The organism is Citrobacter sp. RHBSTW-00671, assembly GCF_014103415.1.
Lineage (GTDB): Bacteria > Pseudomonadota > Gammaproteobacteria > Enterobacterales > Enterobacteriaceae > Citrobacter.
The window spans coordinates 35,162-53,765 of record NZ_JABXPR010000002.1; the positions used below are offsets into that span (position 1 = coordinate 35,162).

At 44.6% G+C, this 18,604-nt stretch carries 26 protein-coding genes; 3 read left to right on the top strand and 23 right to left on the bottom strand.

Translation table 11 applies throughout. The features are described 5' to 3' along the window. Window positions 1–737: 737 nt before the first annotated feature. Together parM and HV261_RS23360 are read left to right on the top strand one after the other, a co-directional pair. Window positions 738–1,700, top strand: coding sequence for a plasmid segregation protein ParM domain-containing protein (parM, locus tag HV261_RS23355; RefSeq protein ID WP_007372199.1), 963 nt, complete (start codon window positions 738–740; stop codon window positions 1,698–1,700). Between the two features lie 13 nt (window positions 1,701–1,713). Next, entirely contained in the window at window positions 1,714–2,100 is a 387-nt protein-coding gene (locus HV261_RS23360) for a plasmid partitioning/stability family protein (protein WP_009652914.1), read from the top strand. A 26-nt stretch (window positions 2,101–2,126) separates the two neighbouring features. Here the strand turns inward: HV261_RS23360 and HV261_RS23365 are convergent, their stop codons facing one another. The 19 genes from HV261_RS23365 to HV261_RS23455 form a co-directional block, all read right to left on the bottom strand. Beyond that, complete coding sequence (locus HV261_RS23365) at window positions 2,127–2,843, bottom strand: GntR family transcriptional regulator (protein ID WP_080940394.1); 717 nt, start codon at window positions 2,841–2,843, stop codon at window positions 2,127–2,129. A 324-nt stretch (window positions 2,844–3,167) separates the two neighbouring features. After that, window positions 3,168–3,773 (bottom strand): hypothetical protein, encoded by a 606-nt coding sequence (locus HV261_RS23370; protein ID WP_043016718.1) that lies wholly within the window; start codon window positions 3,771–3,773, stop codon window positions 3,168–3,170. A 10-nt stretch (window positions 3,774–3,783) separates the two neighbouring features. Continuing rightward, on the bottom strand, window positions 3,784–4,206 hold the full coding sequence (locus HV261_RS23375; RefSeq protein WP_043016719.1) for a hypothetical protein: 423 nt from the start codon (window positions 4,204–4,206) through the stop codon (window positions 3,784–3,786). A 14-nt stretch (window positions 4,207–4,220) separates the two neighbouring features. Beyond that, window positions 4,221–4,976: a hypothetical protein gene (locus HV261_RS23380; RefSeq protein ID WP_009654999.1), complete on the bottom strand. Its 756-nt coding sequence runs from the start codon at window positions 4,974–4,976 to the stop codon at window positions 4,221–4,223. Window positions 4,977–5,129: 153 nt separating this feature from the next. After that, on the bottom strand, window positions 5,130–6,839 hold the full coding sequence (locus HV261_RS23385) for a DUF4942 domain-containing protein (RefSeq protein ID WP_007372173.1): 1,710 nt from the start codon (window positions 6,837–6,839) through the stop codon (window positions 5,130–5,132). A gap of 191 nt (window positions 6,840–7,030) precedes the next feature. Continuing rightward, window positions 7,031–7,615: a hypothetical protein gene (locus HV261_RS23390; RefSeq protein WP_032951326.1), complete on the bottom strand. Its 585-nt coding sequence runs from the start codon at window positions 7,613–7,615 to the stop codon at window positions 7,031–7,033. A 51-nt stretch (window positions 7,616–7,666) separates the two neighbouring features. Continuing rightward, window positions 7,667–8,107 carry a hypothetical protein gene (locus HV261_RS23395; protein ID WP_223226831.1) on the bottom strand — a complete coding sequence of 147 codons (441 nt, stop codon included), beginning with the start codon at window positions 8,105–8,107 and terminating at the stop codon, window positions 7,667–7,669. Continuing rightward, the gene (locus tag HV261_RS23400) at window positions 8,097–8,579 is read right to left on the bottom strand and encodes a hypothetical protein (protein ID WP_032951323.1); all 483 of its coding nucleotides are present in this window, start codon (window positions 8,577–8,579) and stop codon (window positions 8,097–8,099) included. The genes HV261_RS23395 and HV261_RS23400 overlap by 11 nt, the downstream gene beginning before the upstream one ends. Window positions 8,580–8,676: 97 nt before the next feature. After that, the gene (locus HV261_RS23405; RefSeq protein WP_032951321.1) at window positions 8,677–9,105 is read right to left on the bottom strand and encodes an HNH endonuclease; all 429 of its coding nucleotides are present in this window, start codon (window positions 9,103–9,105) and stop codon (window positions 8,677–8,679) included. Between the two features lie 18 nt (window positions 9,106–9,123). Then, the gene (locus HV261_RS23410; RefSeq protein ID WP_223226832.1) at window positions 9,124–9,726 is read right to left on the bottom strand and encodes a hypothetical protein; all 603 of its coding nucleotides are present in this window, start codon (window positions 9,724–9,726) and stop codon (window positions 9,124–9,126) included. Further along, window positions 9,723–10,601, bottom strand: coding sequence for a hypothetical protein (locus tag HV261_RS23415; RefSeq protein WP_009654998.1), 879 nt, complete (start codon window positions 10,599–10,601; stop codon window positions 9,723–9,725). The genes HV261_RS23410 and HV261_RS23415 overlap by 4 nt, the downstream gene beginning before the upstream one ends. Window positions 10,602–10,612: 11 nt before the next feature. Beyond that, window positions 10,613–11,596: a recombination-associated protein RdgC gene (gene rdgC / locus HV261_RS23420; RefSeq protein ID WP_007372167.1), complete on the bottom strand. Its 984-nt coding sequence runs from the start codon at window positions 11,594–11,596 to the stop codon at window positions 10,613–10,615. Continuing rightward, window positions 11,583–11,813, bottom strand: a complete 231-nt coding sequence (locus HV261_RS23425) for a hypothetical protein (protein ID WP_007372166.1) — start codon at window positions 11,811–11,813, stop codon at window positions 11,583–11,585. The genes rdgC and HV261_RS23425 overlap by 14 nt, the downstream gene beginning before the upstream one ends. Next, complete coding sequence (locus tag HV261_RS23430) at window positions 11,810–12,631, bottom strand: DNA adenine methylase (RefSeq protein ID WP_007372165.1); 822 nt, start codon at window positions 12,629–12,631, stop codon at window positions 11,810–11,812. Before HV261_RS23430 ends, HV261_RS23425 begins: the two co-directional genes overlap by 4 nt. A gap of 150 nt (window positions 12,632–12,781) precedes the next feature. Further along, a complete protein-coding gene (gene dnaN, locus HV261_RS23435; protein ID WP_223307982.1) occupies window positions 12,782–14,050 on the bottom strand; it encodes a DNA polymerase III subunit beta in 1,269 nt (422 codons plus the stop codon). 87 nt (window positions 14,051–14,137) lie between these two features. Next, window positions 14,138–14,437: a hypothetical protein gene (locus tag HV261_RS23440; RefSeq protein ID WP_009653866.1), complete on the bottom strand. Its 300-nt coding sequence runs from the start codon at window positions 14,435–14,437 to the stop codon at window positions 14,138–14,140. 13 nt (window positions 14,438–14,450) lie between these two features. Further along, complete coding sequence (locus HV261_RS23445; RefSeq protein WP_032951317.1) at window positions 14,451–14,795, bottom strand: hypothetical protein; 345 nt, start codon at window positions 14,793–14,795, stop codon at window positions 14,451–14,453. Continuing rightward, window positions 14,785–15,111, bottom strand: coding sequence for a hypothetical protein (locus HV261_RS27805; protein ID WP_223227020.1), 327 nt, complete (start codon window positions 15,109–15,111; stop codon window positions 14,785–14,787). Before HV261_RS27805 ends, HV261_RS23445 begins: the two co-directional genes overlap by 11 nt. A 62-nt stretch (window positions 15,112–15,173) precedes the next feature. Continuing rightward, the gene (locus HV261_RS23455; protein WP_007372162.1) at window positions 15,174–15,587 is read right to left on the bottom strand and encodes a hypothetical protein; all 414 of its coding nucleotides are present in this window, start codon (window positions 15,585–15,587) and stop codon (window positions 15,174–15,176) included. Window positions 15,588–15,720: 133 nt separating this feature from the next. Between HV261_RS23455 and HV261_RS23460 the strand changes: the two genes are divergently transcribed. Further along, window positions 15,721–16,068 (top strand): hypothetical protein, encoded by a 348-nt coding sequence (locus tag HV261_RS23460; protein ID WP_127649446.1) that lies wholly within the window; start codon window positions 15,721–15,723, stop codon window positions 16,066–16,068. A gap of 17 nt (window positions 16,069–16,085) precedes the next feature. Here the strand turns inward: HV261_RS23460 and HV261_RS23465 are convergent, their stop codons facing one another. From HV261_RS23465 to HV261_RS23480, 4 genes are all read right to left on the bottom strand, one after another. Continuing rightward, window positions 16,086–16,400, bottom strand: coding sequence for a hypothetical protein (locus HV261_RS23465; protein ID WP_127649449.1), 315 nt, complete (start codon window positions 16,398–16,400; stop codon window positions 16,086–16,088). 27 nt (window positions 16,401–16,427) lie between these two features. After that, the gene (locus tag HV261_RS23470) at window positions 16,428–17,108 is read right to left on the bottom strand and encodes a hypothetical protein (protein ID WP_007372161.1); all 681 of its coding nucleotides are present in this window, start codon (window positions 17,106–17,108) and stop codon (window positions 16,428–16,430) included. A gap of 277 nt (window positions 17,109–17,385) precedes the next feature. Then, a complete protein-coding gene (locus HV261_RS23475) occupies window positions 17,386–17,739 on the bottom strand; it encodes a hypothetical protein (protein ID WP_154050669.1) in 354 nt (117 codons plus the stop codon). Between the two features lie 55 nt (window positions 17,740–17,794). Beyond that, complete coding sequence (locus tag HV261_RS23480; RefSeq protein WP_008786804.1) at window positions 17,795–18,352, bottom strand: single-stranded DNA-binding protein; 558 nt, start codon at window positions 18,350–18,352, stop codon at window positions 17,795–17,797. Window positions 18,353–18,604: the final 252 nt, after the last annotated feature.

Consider the following 18,604-nt stretch of genomic DNA (forward strand, 5'->3'; position numbering starts at 1 on the left):
ATTGTTAAGGGTTTATCAGGGGGTTCTCTTGACTTGTTGGTATCCTCGGACTCAGGCTGTTACGTATCCTGTGACTAACTGAGCCCCGTCCGTGGTGACCAGTTAACAGATTCTCCAAGGAACCTTGTTAACGCTGCTTTAGCATACTGAGGCTTTGAGTAGTATCTGGGAAACCAGCCATCATAAGTTTGTGTGCCATTGCGCCGGTATTCTGGCCTGACTGACAGCTTACATCCATTACCATCAGTAGAAATACAAAAAGTGTACCCATCAACAGAATCAGAAGTAAGCAGAATGGATGTCATTGGGGATACCTCATTATTGAACTAACCAGAAACTACAATGGTGATCCGACATGGTTTCCTCGATTTTACCGACTGAGCTGTCATATAGCGATACCTTTTATTCTTAGGTTCTCTTGCAGTATTGGCTATCGATTGTCACAATTTAGTCTGGTGGCACTGGTTCATTTTTCGGGTGGTTTGTTACTTTTTCCGTTGGTGTTCCAGGGCTACCGACCTCTGCATGTACGTATACATCCCTCTTTCTCGTTTACCCCGCCAGATTTCAATCCGATAGAATCGTTCCTGTTTTACTCACTCGTAATTCACTTTTCATAGTCATTTTGTGGACATTAAACGTGCGCTACAGGTGCGCATTCCTTGCTTCAGGATGGCTTACTATCTAAAATGGCAGAGATTTTTGATACTTTTGAACATTTTAATGAGGTATATACCATGATGAACATCGCTTGTGATGACGGCTCAACGAACGTAAAACTTGCCTGGATTGAGAATGGTGAAATCAAAACTCATGTTTCGCAGAACGCCTTCCGCGAAGGCTGGGCTACTCCACTCGCATTTGGTGGTAAAACTATCTACAACTATCTCATTGATGGGCGGAAATTTACTCACGACATTGGTTCAACATCTGCAATTACAACAACGCATACCTCTTTCCAGTTCGACGCTGTAAGTCGCGTAGCAATTCATCATGCCCTTTTGACTTCCGGTCTTGAGCCACAGGATGTTGAACTTACAGTGACACTGCCGGTGGCCATGTTCTTCACGAGCGATGCGCAGTTGAACGAAGCTAATATTGAAAAGAAAAAGGCCAACGTTATGGGCCCAATAACCCTGAATAATGGCGAAACTTTTCATGTTGTAAAAGTTAACGTAATGCCTGAATCAGTACCTGCGGCTGAATATCTGATTGATCCTAAAACAACCACGCAGCTTACACGAACCCTGGTTGTCGATCTGGGGGGAACAACCCTAGACCTGGCCATCATTCAGGGGGCAATGGAGGGCATATCTGATATCTTTGGCAACAGCGATGTTGGCGTTTCACGAGTGACAAAAGCTGTTATGGCTGCGCTCCAGGATGCCCAGTCTCCAAGTAGTTATGCCATTGCGGATATCATCATTAAAAACCGTCATGATAGAGCGTTGATTGCTTCTGCGGTCAATGATCACTCTAAAATTGATGCCATCATTGACGTTATCGATTCTGAGTCGAAAAATCTGGCCGAAGCTGTTGCAGCTGATATACGTCGTCAGAACAGCGTCCACAAAATCATACTGGCCGGGGGCGGTGCTGAGCTCATCCATTCTCATATTGTCGAACTATTCCCTAAGCTGGATGTCATCAAAGCGCCTGACGCGCAGCTCGCGCTCGTCAAAGCAATGGCAAGCGTCTAAACGAGGTTATGTGATGGAAGAAGATAAACGTTTACTCGTCTGGCTCCGCCCCGGCAATAATCCAGAAGACGGTAAAGCTCTTGATATTATGGAGCGCTTACCCCGCCGATCCCGGGGGGAATTTTACCGTAAGGCACTGGTAATTGCGTCTGCCTTGCATGAGCTCGACCCTCGGTTAATAAATTTGCTGGCCGCACAAACCACGACATCGTTTAATGCCGAAACGCTGAGCAACATTCTGTCGCAAACGCTGGGCATTGCCGTTGAACGGAATTCTTCACCAGTGGAAACCCAGGCCACAGGTATCCGAGCAACAACCATCATTGATTCGGATAAGCCTGCTGAGCAGAAAGAACCAATTCCTAAACCCTCCCTGATGATGCAAACCCTCAAACGTTGAATCCGAACCGGCTACTAGTAGCCGGTTTACTCACCTTGCTCGGTTAACAAGCTGAGATAGATCCGCAACCCCTTATCCAGTGACTCTCTAATGGCATCTGCTGCTGCCCCTGCATCCCTGTTTGAAAGAGCGAGTTCAAGCGACGAGAAAAATATTGGCCATTTATCCTCCGAGTCAGATTCGAACGTGTAACTCAGAGTTGGCCACAGGTTAATCCACAGTTGGGTTACAATTTTGAAAAACTCAGGCAGACCGGCGTATATGTAAAGCTTCAGCCGCAGAGTGAGGTTTAGCTGGTGCGCCAGATAAACATCCCTACGTTCATATGCGGAACGCAGCTTTTGGCACAAAGACAGGCATTCTTCAAAGCCATTGGCATCCATTTTCAGTACGGCCTTTTCTGCCAGTTCTGGCTCAATCAATCGCCTCATTCTCATGTACTCGTTGAACTGCTCACTGGTGATGATGGGAACAAAAAAGGCATGTGATGGAGTCAAAGCAAGAGCACTACTGGCAGACAGACGTATCAGGCTTTCACGGACGGGCGTGACGCTCATTTTCATAGCATCGGCGATGTTTTTTGTTACCAACTTATCACCGGGCTTGAGGTAGCCGAGGATAAGGGCGCATTTAAGGCGATCTTCAACTCGTCTCGTTAAGCTAGGTCTGCCTGACGGAGAGTAACTAATTAGTTCCGGTAAATTCCCGGGGTTTTTGAGGAAGCTTTTGTAATCATCAATCATATATCACTCATACTGAACTTTTTGACCACATAGAAAACAGAATATTTTTAATCACACTACATAGTAAGTAGATCCCTCTACCTACATATTTCAAATAGTTCCAGTATGCACATCCATAAACTGGCATCCGCCAGAACAGAGAAGGTAAACGGTTATCATTCGTTTTACTCTACCAGCATGTCTTACATTTTCAATAACGGATCTATTACTACCCATATTTTATGCTTAACAGAATCCATTATAGATGCATGGTTAATTCTTTCTAATGTGTTTGTTTGCTATTTGTGCAAGGTCGAAATATATTCAGCTTGTGCGTCAATGACATTAATCTTTGTGGATGTATAGGTCAGGTTGTCCGGTGTGTGTATACGAAATGTCTGAAATCAACCTTCCCTCAAAATCGTGCCAATCCCATTCCTTTTGAATTTTTTCTCCCATTAAAACACGATCCATCCTTTGAAGTTGCCAATCCATATAAATCAGTAAAAGAGCCATTTCTTCTTTTTCATTATTAGTCATGCCCTGCCCTAATTTATAAGCTTCTTTTGTGAGCTGATAGATCTGAACAGAGTTTTCAACAATGTATTTAAATATTTTTTCTACGCAGCCGGAAATGGCAATTGAATTTTGGCAATTAATGTCATTAACGAGTTCGCGTGTATCTATTTCCCAGTTCCTATATAAATCAATCTCTGCGGTATAATGTTGATTTGTGTTTAAAGGAATACCACCAAAGATTCGACAATAGAGTTCTACTGCATCGGCCTGTTCCAGGCAATTAGCCATGTAGGGAAAATCAGGCAACGTGGAATGAATCAATTGGAGATAAGCTAACCTCTGAACAACCTTTTCATATGGCTGGTTAGTTTCTACGCCATAGAACATGTCTTTATTGATGTCATAACGATGAGTGATCCTGATCTTCGCCATTGCTAGCCTCTTAATTCAGATAATTGATATCAGCATCGTCCGCACGTGCGGCATTACCAGCTACTAGCTGAGCGCATTTTGCAACGCGGACTGAGTGGTCAAGGTTGACCTTGTCGAATTCAGCCTTCAGTTGCTCATCTGGCTTAGCTTCGTTAACAGTTACCAGAATCCGACTAGCATACTCGCTACCCTTGGCTTGATTGCCTACCATCTTACCCAGTACACGGCCAGCTTTTGATTTCGCTTCAGTCAAACGTTCCTCGCCATTTTCGAGGTAGTCTTTACATGCGATAACAGCAGCAATCTCGGAAGCATGAACTTTCATCACGTCATTCAGTTCGTCACGAGATGGAGAGCTTTCCGCTGATATTGCGAAACTTGATGCATTAATTGCAAATAAACAAACAACCGCATTTAATATTATTTTTCTCATCACAGGTTTCCTTTTTATTGGTTACGAGGCAATGCTGCTTCAGACAGCTGGTAATTCAATATTGATAAGTAGGCCAGAGGTATAGTTGCTGCCGGGATTAACCATTCATACCTGAGCGAAAAGTATGACCACGAAAGTAAAACAACACCAGAGATAGCTGAAAATGCGAACAACGGCCCAATATTCATAAAAGTACTTTTACAAATGACTGGTATACTTTTCAGCAGAGAACCTTTACACCGCGTAACTGTTGGTATGAATAAAACGAGCATTGGCGTAGCGATAAATACGCTCAAAGTGGCAAGGGCGTACATATTGAAATACACTATTAGGTTGGAGTAAGCCAGACTAATGCTTGTTAATGTTGGTTGTTTATATTCAACATGGTTGGTTTCACCCGCAACCGCTGAAGCAATCATAAATTTGACCAACCACAATATTACGATCATTAGTACGGTCAGGAATAATGCATAAACTAACACAACGATAAAGTTGCGTAGTTCTTCCCAGATATTCAATCTTAGCTCTGAGCTTTGATATCGGCATAAGATAGCCGTAAGGTAGAGGGTGAGTACAACTGGCTGTAAGATAAAAAATGCAAGCCCCTCCATTGTCACATTTTTCATGATGAGTGTCAGGAGTCCACCACCAGCAATTATCGGCAAGAATATTGCCAAAATACCATGAAGAGATGCCATTGTTTTCATGGAGGACAACATTATTTGTTTGGTATCTTCGAAAGATAATTTATTGATGAGAAATGCTGACATTGTGTTTCCTCTTCATGTAGTTGGCTCAATTGTCGCATGTTGAAAAATTTGAATAGCATTTAACATCGACAAACTGACGGCTTTTTCTCTATCTCATTTTTTCTGTTCAGTTACGGGTGACGAAATTAACTCGACCAGCTCTTCCTTTCCCCACTATTCATGGGCATCAACGGAGAAAAGTTTTATGGATTCTGCGGTTCCTTCAAAGGCGTTGTCATAGCAACCCAGAATATTGATGTCGTAACCGGGCCCAGCTTCTCGGGTTAAAAGATGCTCCTTTGCGCTCCCTGGCAGTATTGCTATCAAGCGTCCTCCCGGTTTCAGGAATCTCATCGCATGTTGAAAATGTGCAATCCAGCGTGAGTCACTAAATGGAGGATTCATCAGAATTCTTTCAAACAAGCCGGTATTTTCAGGCTTGACCAATAGAAAATCATTAAGGGTGACGTTCCAGCGCAGGCCAGTAATTGCAACAGCTGCGGGGTGTATATCAAAACCAGTAACATCCACCCCCTCTGGTAACCCTTTCAGTAGCGCACCAAGACCGATATTCGGTTCCAGCAAACGCATACCTGAAGCCACCATACATTCATCAATTGCTCGTTTCTGGAGTTCTCCGACCGTTGCATAGAACTGGTGCGTATAGCGGTCAGGTATAGAACCATGTAATGCCAGAAGTTTGAATGCTTCAACGGGGCTAAAGTCAAAGTCATATACTTCTCTATATCTTCTGACAGCACCCAATGACTCCCATATGTTCACCAGTTCTTTTTTCTCACTAACAGACTGGTTGTCCCGCAGGATAAAAGTGTGCGGCCCCGGTGACAGGTGTTTGCCCGCGTTCAAATGGTCAGTGGCATATGATATTAAGGAGTTAACAGCAGAGAATGATATCAACTGCGACCGATATTCATTGGTTTTTACAGTTCTTGCGGAGTTATGGCCGGTGGTGTATCGGCGATCGAGAGGAATGCAGCCTGGCATTAAATGGGATAGTACCAGATTGAGATTGTCACAAGTTTCCTCCTCAATCAGGATATGCACATTGCCGTTAATAAACCCCTTCACTTTAAGACTATCGTTATCAATACTTACCCATTCGCCAGGGTTACTCATCATGTACTCTTTGACCGCAGCCGAATTCACATCCTCAGCACCGCTTCGTCCATACATCAGTCCAATAACCTTACGAAGGTCATTAAAATAGTTGAGATAGTCATAGGATCTGCGGTTATCTCTACTTGGTAAGCAGCTGGCTATGATGAGTTTGTTGCTGAAGCCCTGGGCACGGTTAGTCTTATGCAGAGCGGAGAGCTTTTCAAACACACCATGAACCATCTGGGCGAAGTAGTCTTTTTTCTCTTCATTCAATGCGAATGCGGTAGAAAAGATACTTTCTTCGTTGAAGGGTACAGGCTTAAGCTTCTCAAAATTTGATTCTGATGATTTTCGCCATGCCCTTAATCCTTCGTTCCAGTCATCGTATCTTTCGGTGGGCATAAATGGTTTTACGCCGGTCAGATCGAGCAGCTTTTGCCAGTACTTTTCATCGAGAGCACAGCGGGCCCGTTCTATACAGAACAAATTTTCTACAGCCAGCGTATATTTGATGGAATTGTCACAAGAATCACAGAACATGCGCCATGCTTCATCATGCCGGTTCCGCATCACTGCATCATACATGGCCTGCATGTGCTTCAGTGTTGTGTTGTATTCCACCAGCAGATCGCGCATGGCATTTAGTTTTTGAAAGCCGTCATGTTCAATGAGGCCACTTTGACTGTCTACGGGATTAGCATAAAGGCTGAGGACGTCTGATTCATTTTCATCGTTATTCGCTAATACAGCTGTCGGTAGGTTCATCAGATTTCTCCAAATAGAGAAATTATGAGACAGGTATGGCAGGTGACGAAGCAAATCGACGAACTACATAAGCCGGGATATTTGGGGATACCGTGAAGTACATAGCACGGCGGAAGTCCAAAAAAAGAGACCCCAGTAAGGGGTCTTAAATGAGGTATATATAACTATCAGATCACAGAGCCCGAAGCAGACTACTCAACGTCCTGAATTTCAGGAAGCTTCAACCCTTTCGGATAGAAGATTGTATGAACAGTCAGGTCAGCCAGGAACGTAGATTTGATAATTAATTTTATTATAGGGTTAATACTATCCCAAGAATCGGGCGAATTCCAGATAGTGGCATCACAGCTTTCAGGATACTGGTTAACTCCAGGAGCATGGCCAGCCGTGCAGCGCATTGGGTCGGTTGATTCATGCTCGCATTTAGGGCAAATATAGCGCCGCAGCTGGTGTTCACCTAGGTCTTGGTCAAAATCGTGAGGAGTTTCCCAGCAATGAACATCTTCAAGCTCAGGTAGCCTGGACGGAGTGTAAAAAGCCCACGGCACTTCCGTACCTCGCAGTACCTCAAGTGCGTGTATCACCCGCTCAGGCTCGATTTTAAGCACGTCACTGTATGCTTCTATTCGATCACGTAACAGGCTGGCCATTACAGAGATTGTATGGATATCGATACCGGCTGCTTGAGCGTCCCTTTCCAGCTGCTCAATAACGACATCAATACTTGCTGGTGGTGCAGACATAAATAACTGCGTTGCGGCTTCTTGTCGTGACATATACGAAGGTTCCTTCGGTTACCGGTGACAGTAACCGATATTTTCCCCTCGCTACAGCTGGTCACGAATTTTTTCAGCTTGTACATCGGATACCAGAACACAATCACCTGTTGCAGAATTACAAACGTAATATTTTCCGTCCTGATGCTGCTGTAATTTCAGTTTTGTACCCGTAAGTGACACTGTAACGCCACTTGCTTCAAACTGCCCTTTGTTGGTGATGAAAAAGTTGTTTTTTGCGAGGGTTCCGGCTTTCAAATCAACGCCTCTGATCACTTCACCCAGGTCCCATTCGTTCATTACTGAGCGTTGTTTATGGATCAAGGAGCCAAGACAGACAAACACCACGACACTGATTGCAGCAAGACCCATAAGGTTTTTAAACGAATGGTGGGCTTTCAGGTCAAGCGTCTTCGCTTCTACCAGCTGCTCGGACGTTAACTGGACAGCTCGATTGTTACGCGAAGGACGTTTACGTTGGTTAGCAGTCATGGTTCACCTCTGTTTGAAGGAGAGATAATTTTAAACCTGCCAGTATATAAGCGATCTGAATTGGGTGAAGCGAATCATCAATGCTCATGGCCAGTCTACCCTTCTGATTGGTATCTACGGCTTTGCTGCCTCGGTACTGGTATCCATATCTCTTCCTGGCAAGTTCCAGGCCAGCCAGCATGTACTGGACTTGCTGTAACGATAATGAATCAATTTGCAGAGACTTGAGCCTGTTTTTTTGCTGGCACAGACCAAATAACTCCCTCGACTCGAAATCGTCGGGGTAAGAGTGTAGTAACCCATCAACTGAGCAGGCATTCAACTTATCGAATTCACGTTCAATACCCTCGACCGAGAAATGTCGGTCTCGAACGGACTCGACTCTACATTTGCTGAGCTGGCCATCTGGTGTGGCTACAAATATAGTTGCGCCTTCGGTCAGGTCTCCAGTCCAGTTTGTATGATTAGTCATATACGCTCCGTAATGGGCCTACTAAACAATATTATCACGGCTGAATATTTGACGAAGCAGTGCGCGATACGCGCCATGATAATGTTAAATTAGTCGTTTATTTGATAGCACCATTTTTCTCTGAATACTGTTCAAACCAGAAAACAATGGGTTTCTCTACAATGCTTATCTGGCCGAATCTTTCTGCCGTTCTGAAATTCATACTACTCTTCCGTGCCCTTTCAACCTGTAAACTTATTTGTTTGCGGAACATTTCCAGTGAATATGTTGTTTTGAGCAGATTGCAGGGCGCACAGGCTGGGAAAAGATTTTCTAAGCAGTTGGCACTTTCATTAAACACTTCACCGGTAGCCTTAAGCTTAAATTTCCCTCTGGCCGCAGCTTGCATATCCTGGACGGATTTCCTTAGCACAGGTTCTACGTGATCAGCGTGCCAACCTTTTTCTTTCAGTACCTCGCCACAATATGCACATCGACCACCAAATTTAGCCCTCAGTACTATTCTTTGTTTTTTTGACAGAGACATAATAAATTCCTTGTGGAACTAAGAGAATCGGCCATCGTCTATTGATTCAGCGATGTTGACTGCCAGGGCGTTATCGTCCAAGCCTGACAACGTTTCATAGCGAAAGACAGGAATGTGAGTTCTTTTAAAAAGGGCAATAATGAACTCTCCTTCAGGCTGAGCGCTGATAGCATCTTCATTGATCATTGCTAGCACTAGTTCCCCGGTATGCGCATCGGAGAGAACAAAATCGAACACGAATTCATCTGCGTACTGTTGCGCCTGAAGTACGTCAACCGGGGCAACCGGTTCATCTTCGAGCTCCAGCTCTACTAAGTCCCGGGCAAGCACCTGGGGTGCGATAATGTACTGACCATTGAACACCGCACTCAAGCGCACATAAAGATCCATCAGGACTTTTGGCAATATCGAATTTTTTTTGATGAAGTACTCGCTCAACCCATCAAGTGCGGCGTTCTCGTCGGCATCGGCATTAATATCTGCCTGCTGATCATGCTCGTCCAAAGGTTGCTGAGTTTGTTGTTGTTCTCGTTTTGTTCGACTCGCGTAGATAAGTATGAAAGCTGCAAAGCACACAAATGTCAGAAATATTGCGAGAGCGATTATATATTTTAGAGTCATGGGTTCATTCCTATAGTCTGGAGATACTCAGGCTCCTTGAACTTCATATTTTCGGGTATATGCCGCATCACCTTTTTGATGTATGGTTGTTCAATTCTCTTAAGCGTATCTAATTGAGATTGATAATCCTTAGTTCTCAAATCATGCTCAGCACCCAGTTGTCCTAATAACGTCTGAAGTTTCTTTAAGGCTTTGCTGCACTGCACTTCGGCATTATCCAGCTTTTCAATATTTAACCAGGAGAGAATATCGATAACAGGATTTATAGTCAGATCGACAAACAGATCAAGCGTGTCATCTGGTAAATTTGAATCAATAGGTGATTGCCGGGCAGGCATTTCATCTGCTAATCGCTTAAGCGCACCCATAGCTCTCTTTAACGAACTACTCGCAGAGGATGTGTCTATTGCTGAAAGTATGGATATTGCTTTACTGGTAGTAACCATATCCAGAAATTCAGTTGTGGAAGCACTATTACATTCATCCTTTGCTGTTTTTAATAGTTCACGGGCATTTTCTGCAAGTTTGAGTCGTCTGCCTGACTCGTTATATTTTATCTGAGCTTCTTTCCAGCAGTTGACTAGATGCTGATAAATCTCACAATCTGGTGATTTCGAAATTTCTTCCAACGAGGACATAACTACGTATTGAAGAAAGATGCTCCTGCATTTTGGCAGCAGCAGGTTAAGATGCAATTCACATTCGTTCAGCTTTTTTCGCGCCGGTGTCTCTCTGAAGAGACCAATAAATAGCGCCCACAATGAAAACTGACGATCTCTTGTCTCTTTAACCAACTCTTTAACTGCCAGGGCTCGGGCAATGTTAGCATTTTCAACCTGGCGTGATAACTCTTGGAGTTCTGTAGCTGTAATCATCTCTCAGCCCTTTAATGGAAGGTTTTTTCTGGTTGTTTGGCTTCTGCCGCGACACCTTGTTGTTCGTCTGACGGCGTTGTGATGAGTCCTGGGCTTTCACCCCCGAGGGCTTTTATCATTGTGTCCAGAACCTCCATAACAACAGAGGTAAACAAAACGAAATCGGCATCAAATCTTTGGGCGTGATCTTCTGGCGAAATGTCATCGTTCTGTTCAATAAGTTCTTCCGTAAAGGTCAGTCGTGAAAAGATGAAATTGTCATTCAGGATGAAAAACATCTGGTTCATCCAGCCCAGTGCAACCTTTGTCACAAGCTTTCCGGCCTCGATGTGATGAGCGATCTCATCACATATCAAATCCTGGCGTTTTGTTGTAACGACCCCCCCGTTTTCGAGCACATCTTTGAGCGTGGCTTCGTCGCATAAAGCTAGGCCAGGCGGCAGACTTCCTGTTTTGACCCACTCTGTTAACGTCAGTTCTACCGGCGTTTCCAGCGTGAATGGGATAATTGGAAGTGAGCCAATAGTTTTACGTAGCAAAGCTGTTACATCATCTGCTTTTTTATGGCTGGTGGTCTCAACAAGCAGTAGACGTGATTTAGTATCCACCCAAATGTTTGTAGTGCTGTATTTGCTGAAAGCCTTTGGTATGAGCTCAGCGAGCACGGCATCGTTGACGGCCTGGATCTCCATTTTCTTTAGCCTGCGGTTTTGCTCTTTCTCCAGTTTCTGAACCCGGGTTCGCACAATTTCTTTGATGGTCGCGGGAGGAAGTATTTTCGATTCGTGCTTAACAGTCAGAAGAATGAGATTATTCGACTCATGCTTTAACAGCTCGACATCTTCACCCAATGGCGGGATCCATCCTGACCGTGCCATATCATTAGGCCCGCAGGGAGTGTATTTCAACTCACTTAACTGTTCATCCAGCTTGTCTAATTCCAGAGCTTTTTGGATGCGGTAGACTACAAGGCTTTTGGGTTTAAATTGGCTCATCGTGGCCCTCAGCTGTTGCTTGATTAATTTTAATAAGGTCAGAGACACGCTCGCGGATCACGACACACTCCCAGTAAGTTAGAGGCTTAGAGCTCAGCACTTGTTTAAACTGCGCCACGGCAATATCAGGTGCTGTCCGATATTGTTCGGCGATATCCTGACAAAATTTCTCAGTCTCTGGGTTATGCAGCTTTTCAGAACAATGGAAGCGTTTCATGCCGCAGCTCCCTTTTTCGAGTTATCCGCTAATTTGACCGCGAAGATTTCTGAAGCTTTTTTCCCATCCCCGCTGCCTTTAAATATGCTTCTCCGGGCAGTCACACCATGAATAGCGAAGGCTTGATAAAGCTCACGAATATCAGGCGCATCGTGGCATGATGCGATGACATGAACCCCGCGTTCAGGCAGCAACTGGAGCAGTTTGGTAAGCTCAATCTGCATAGCGGGTGTAAAACCGCTGGCATGGTAAGCCGTGAATCTGCCGGGATTAACATATGGTGGGTCGCAATACACCACATCACCCGGGCGGGCCATTGATAGCGTGGTCTGGAAGCTGGCGCAAAGTAAAGTTGCTGAGGACATTTTCTCAGCCATTGCGTATAACTCTGTCTCTGGGAGATAGGGGTTGGCGTAATAACCCCAGGGGACGTTAAAGATGCCTTTCCGGTTGTATCGGCATAGTCCGCGATGGCCAAACCTATTCAGATAGATAAACAGAGCAGCTTGAGTGTCACTTGCACTATCATGATTATTGAACTGGCTTCGCAGCTCATAATAGGCGTCCTCAGAACGCCCGAGACAGTAAAGGCGTTTAAGCTCAGAAAGTACCTTTTCAGGCGACTTAAAAATACTCTGGTATGTATCGATCAGGTCGCTATTAATATCGGCCAAAATGTATTCTGGGTAATTCGTATTCATCATTACAGCGCCTGAACCGCCAAAGGGCTCAATAAGCCGACCACCTTTCGGTAGTACATGCTTAAGACTTGCCATAATGTTGTGTTTGGCTCCTACCCACTTCAGAACGCTTTTCATTTCATTCTGGCTCCAGAATATTAGGACGCAGTGATCGCGACCAATGGGAGCGAGATGGCATATAGCCATCCCGTCAGGAAGCTTGTTTTAACGTTATCACGCCCATGAAATTGGCTATTTCGAAAAGGCCGACAAAACGAGAGCGTTTTGTCAGACACGGACAGGCATGATGATGTCGTAATTGTTTTTGTTTACTGAAATCAATATGCCGGTCGTTGTATCACGCAAAGCAATCTGTGCGGCTTCTCCTTCTTCCGAACACGCCCCCAGGCTTGCCAGTGATTCCAGGAGGTAATCGGCATTCATACCGATATCAACAATTGTTTCGGGCTCGCCTGCCTCTTTCGCAATGTCCATCACCTCTTTGCAACTGATTGCATTTGAGCCGGGCGACTTAAGCTGTAGGGCGTTGTCTTTGAATGACATCACACAAACACTGGTGTTGTTTGGCGAGCCCTCTTTAAGCAATGGGGTTGCGCGTTTTAGTGCGGTGGTGAGTTCAGAAGGATCAACCTTAAACAGTTCAGTATTTTTGGCTACCGTGCTGGCCACGCGCTTCCAGTCCGGGTAACGGCCATCGACAAGATTTGAAATGACTGTATGGCTTCCGAGCGTAAATGTCAGGTTACGGTTGCTGTAGTCAATTTTGAATTGACCCTGGCTACCGCTCAGGATTTTATGGAGCACGGGGAAAACCCCGTTGGGTAAAATCACACCTGCATTCGTGTTACTGATAGAGGTAGGAGCTGTCGGAGATTGAATCTCATCGCCCACGTCATCGCTGAAGTCGATATCATGAGAACTGACGGCCATACGATGTCCATCAGTGGCTACAGCAATAAATTGGCCATTATCGATACCGAGGTAGACCCCATTCATATAAAAGCGGACATCGTTCTGAGCCGCAGCGTGGCTGACACGCTTGATAATCTGACTCAGCATCTGCGTTGGAAAGTAAACGCTGTAATTATGTTCCAGCGTCTCAGCCTGAATTTCGGGTATATGGTCTAAGCAAACCGGGATGTTATAGGAGTTTTTGTCGGTGCGAATGACAAGATGGTTTTTTGCCGCATGGAAGCGGACGTTAATTTCATCTTCGCCGCGCATGTTGCGGATTAAAGAAAAGAGTTGTGTTGCAGGTACTGATACGTCCATATCACCATTGCCCCCCGATACCGTCCCTTTACTGGTAATTTGGGCAGAGTTTAAGTCAATGCCAAGGGCAGAAAGACAATCCCCACGTAACCGCAGCGTGATCATCTCCAGTACTTTCATTGCAGGAGACCGGCGAATAACCATACACGGCATTTCGATAATTTTGAGAAGTGCTTCAGCAGAAATATCAAACCCTGGAAGCTCTTTAAATGATAAGCGTCTTGCCTTTGGTTGAACTGCGTCTATTGTAGATGCGTCTGTCATTTTACTGTCTCCCATAATTATCCGTGTTAAATTAATCGTACCCCCGGTCAATCAAGTGACGAATAGCAAATTATGAAAAAATGAAGTTTATTTGTGGTGACGGCGATAACCTAATTCAAACGCGAACTGCCATTGGTATTCATTTAAAGCACATCCAAGAGATGTGATGGCCTCAACAATTTCCTTTATAATGAGGTTGCCTGAATTCAATCTGTACTCGTAGTACCAACCTATATCAAATGCGATAAGCTGGAGGCGGAAAAGATGGATCTGAGGAACGTAACCAGTAACGCCGCTAAGCGCTTTTATATAAATGAGTTCCCCTTCCATTTCTGATAGAAAAACCATGTCAAGAATATTGGACGCGAAATTCGTCATGGTGAACATAAATTGAGCCTCTTTATTGAGCCTCGCGTAACACATCGGATGCCTTAAAGTAGCCGAGTCGGTGCATCATTTTATTGATCTGACCTACTTTGCCATCAGACCCTTCATACTTACTCAACCGGTGAAGTAAGATACGCATGGACATCAACACACTGTCTGATGCGTTATCACCACGGGTAAGTAGTTTATCAGTACTATCTGAGTATGACCCCGTAAGTGCCGCGCTCACCAAATCACCGGCAATAGCATCCGGGTGGCACAATGCCATCAAACCGATAATCAATGCCTGCCGATTAAGTTCCGTTTCTGTCAGGCCTGTTTTTGAAGTGAGTTCTGCTAGTAAATTATCAGTGCTCATTATCATGCTCCTTTTGCTTATGTTCTCCCGGTTGAATGGCGGAAGAGTCTTTACTACTGCGTGAAAATACATCCGCGACCAGAAATTTAGCTTTCTCTGAAGGACTCATAAATTTCCAGAGTTCATCAGGATATTCATCGTCATGCTTTTCAGATTTTTTCAATCGGGAGATTCCTTTTAATTTTGCAGCCATGCGGCTCCGTCCATACGGACGGATTGGCATTGTAAAATTTTGCTGCGAACTATCAATCAGACCAGTAAAGTGACGACCCATATAAATACCTCTAAGTGCAGTAGTTATTTTTTCCCGATTCAAAGCTCCGCCTTTAACGTCATACTACGGGATAGCATTACTGCAACGAAATATTCAGGGATTGTTTACGGCGTTTTGAAGGTGTTATCCATTACCGTTTTACTTCTCGCTACCCAGTCGTTTGCATCACTGCAATTGATGTTTGACGCTACGACCTGACGGGCGGATGTATAGATTGGACTTGCATAACCACCATTCCCGGCAACTACCAGACGGATACTGTTGAGATATGCGTAAACAGGATCCTGTAGGATTGTAGAATCGATGGATGCCTGCTGTTTACAGCTATCGCTACGCATCTTTACTACATCAGTTGCGACCATGACGCATTCAGGACATTCATTTTTAAGCTGAATGAACTGAGTTGGTGTCTGCCCCGCTGCTGGACTTCCATCTGCTCTAAGAGGAATATTGGCTTCAGCAATATTGATGCAGAAAGTCGATCCCGCAATTAGCGCCAGCAATAATTTCGTTTTCATATAACCTCGCCTTATTTAATTCAGATTTATCGAACTGAGCTTACTGCTTTAAGTGGTGAGTAAGAAAAAAAAAGGGTGACAAAACGGGGGGTGTTTTTTAACCTTAATCATATCCCATATGATTAGGTTGATTATGAACAATGCCAATATGCAGGGAGATGGTACTGAACATCGCCTGGAGCGCTTTTCCCGTATTCAGAAGGATGCGTTGGTACTTCTTCTTTTGTGCAAAGAAAAAGGCACTGCGATAGTGCCATTCACCAGGTTGCTGGGGTTTATTAACTCTGTTCCAGACAGCCAGGATGTAGCTGAGCCCAACCTACGTAAGTCACTCAAAACATTGCAGCAAAATGGCTATGTATGGAAGTACCGGAACAAAAACGATCTTACAGTTTCATTTGAGTTAACTTCATCAGGAGAACTCCAGGCAACTTCATTTCGGGTGCGAAGATTAGAGGCATGGGGCCAGGCAGACGAGTAAAACTCGTCTGCTGGTGGTTACACAGAAAGATACTTTTTACTGATAGTTAAAGCGCTGCGTCGTTTTAATGCAAATGGACGATTATCAGAAAGTCTGGAAGCATTACCGGCGCGAATGAATATGCGTTTCATCCTGCGGTCAAAATGTTCTTCTGACCAGCCGAAGGGATACGTACCCTTAATACCATCTATTGGCCCGGCAAGAATGCGAGCGGTTTCGCTACGAAGAGTACTTCCCCTTAAACCAAATGAGCTAAGTTTATTTCTTATCAGACTTACAGAAAATTTCCTGGGTTTTAAAACACCCTTAATACAGTACAGATGTTTACTCATAGCATTACCCTTTTATTATGGGAACGATTAGCTGCGCTGCATAAAGTCGATGGATTGGCGTTTGTTTTCTTCGATTATCTTCATTGCCTCTTCAAGCCATCCAGCATCTTCACCCCGGCTGGTTAGCTCTTTGTGCTTTAGTTTGAGTGCAAATACTGCGTCATCAGCACCGGCAGTAAACAATTCTTGTCTGACTTGTTGTGTGCTGGTTGTACCATTTATAACACCAACCATATAATTCACGATATCAATAACTTGGGGGAGTAAATCTGGATCCTCATGATTAATCTCCTCGATACTGACAAACGGCAGTAACCGGTCAATCAGCATATGGGCTAGGTTGGTGATATTCAGCAGGAATAGGTTATCGTTCTCGGTGTCGCTTTTGCTTTTTACTTCTGATGCGGTAAACGACTGAACCCGGCGATTGTATTCGCACTGCCACTCCTTACAGGCACTGATCATCCAGTTCTGTATCTCTTCATCAGAAGCGTTGGATGATGGAATGTCCATCGCAGCAGGGAGAACTTGATCCCACGGGTAAACATGAGAATCAATCATCACGCCTTCCGCGTTACGCATTAACTCAGATAAAGCCACTATGATGCGGCGCATCAGATGGTTTTCAGTGAGGAGAGTAAACTCTTGTTTCGATGCACCAACGAGCTCGACGTTGAGTCCTGTCAGCGAGTCGTTAGTGTTTGGCATAGTAACAGGCCTCCTGCCCTAAAAGATGATTATGAACCAGTCCGTGGTCGCAGGGTTTAGTAGTGCCAGTCAGCGTATCCGATTTTACGCTTTCGTCTTGATCACCAGTGTTCACTGAGGGTAGTAAAGTTTTGACGACGTTTTTCATAAAGACCTTATACTGTCATGACAGTCGTATGTAATTTTAGATAAGTTCTATAAGACATCTCAAAAAATAATGGTAATCCGCGAGCAGATTACCATTCAGGCATTCATCAATCATAATATGCTACGGTTATTATTTTATAATACCGCACTGCTTTGCTATCTCGATAACATCGCCATTTTTTATGATGATACCCAGAGTTTGCGCATCCTCAATGTGTCTAGTGGCGCATCCACCGACAGCTTTAACCTGCTCGATGAGACGGTCTGAGGCAGCAGCAGTATACGCCAGTGTACTGTCTGGAGTGTTGAGACTGAACAGATAAAAGCCTGAGACAATTCCCAAAATTACCAGTAGTCCACTTCTGAGTATCGCCGAAAAAAGGGCCGCAACGCAAATTGCACCACCGGCATAAATAGCAGCCTGGCCATATGACATAGACCCATTTTCCAGTATCGTCTGGAGTGCGTTATTGAATTCATTCACGGCAATAATTCCCCATTAGTTATGATACAAATTAAAACAGATATGCTGCTAATCATTAAAAGGCTATCTCAGTTCCATAAGCACCAGTGCTTCCTGGAACTTCATCCTGATTTCCCAAATAATAATTTTCCATTGTTGGGGGCGAGTTGCGTGGTGTTGCTGGCCTCGCGTTCGTGTTTTGTGGCCTGCGGCTATAACTGGTATTCTGCCGGTGATCCTGCCCACGGTTCTGCTGGAGGTGACGACTCACCAGTTTATTACCGCCTACATTGACTTTGCGAAGAACATGCCCCTTCACGGGGTTGACAAGTACGTCCATAAAGAAGCGTTCTTTACCATCCTCCTTGATTAGGCGGGTACGCAATTGGGCCTCCAGGTACACTCCTGTCCCGACATGAAGATGATTGCGGGCCACATCAGCAAATTGACCAAGCAAAATGATCTGATAGTGTTCTTCCGTAATTTTCTCCAGACCAGATTTATCCTCCATTGAGGACTCAGATGTTGTTACATAAATCTTTGCGTAGATGCCGTGGGTAGGGTGTTGTCGGATTTCAGGCTCACGGCCTACAGTACCTTCGATAATTACTTTGCTATAGCCACGATTAGTCATACACCCTCCCCAGCTCTGTATCGGATGACATTATTATCAGCCTGTCCGGTCTGGTGACGAATGGTAATTCGTTAAATAATTGCACTGCACATCCATAAAAATAGTCAGGATATTAAGTTTGTGGTGAGAAGGACGGCACATCAGACAAAAAAAATCCCGGCCAGGCCGGGAAAGGTGATCTTTATGCCAGCGTACTCGCCAGCGTTCTCTTTGTTATGTCCCCATACTAAACATGTATGGCCCAGAGTGAAA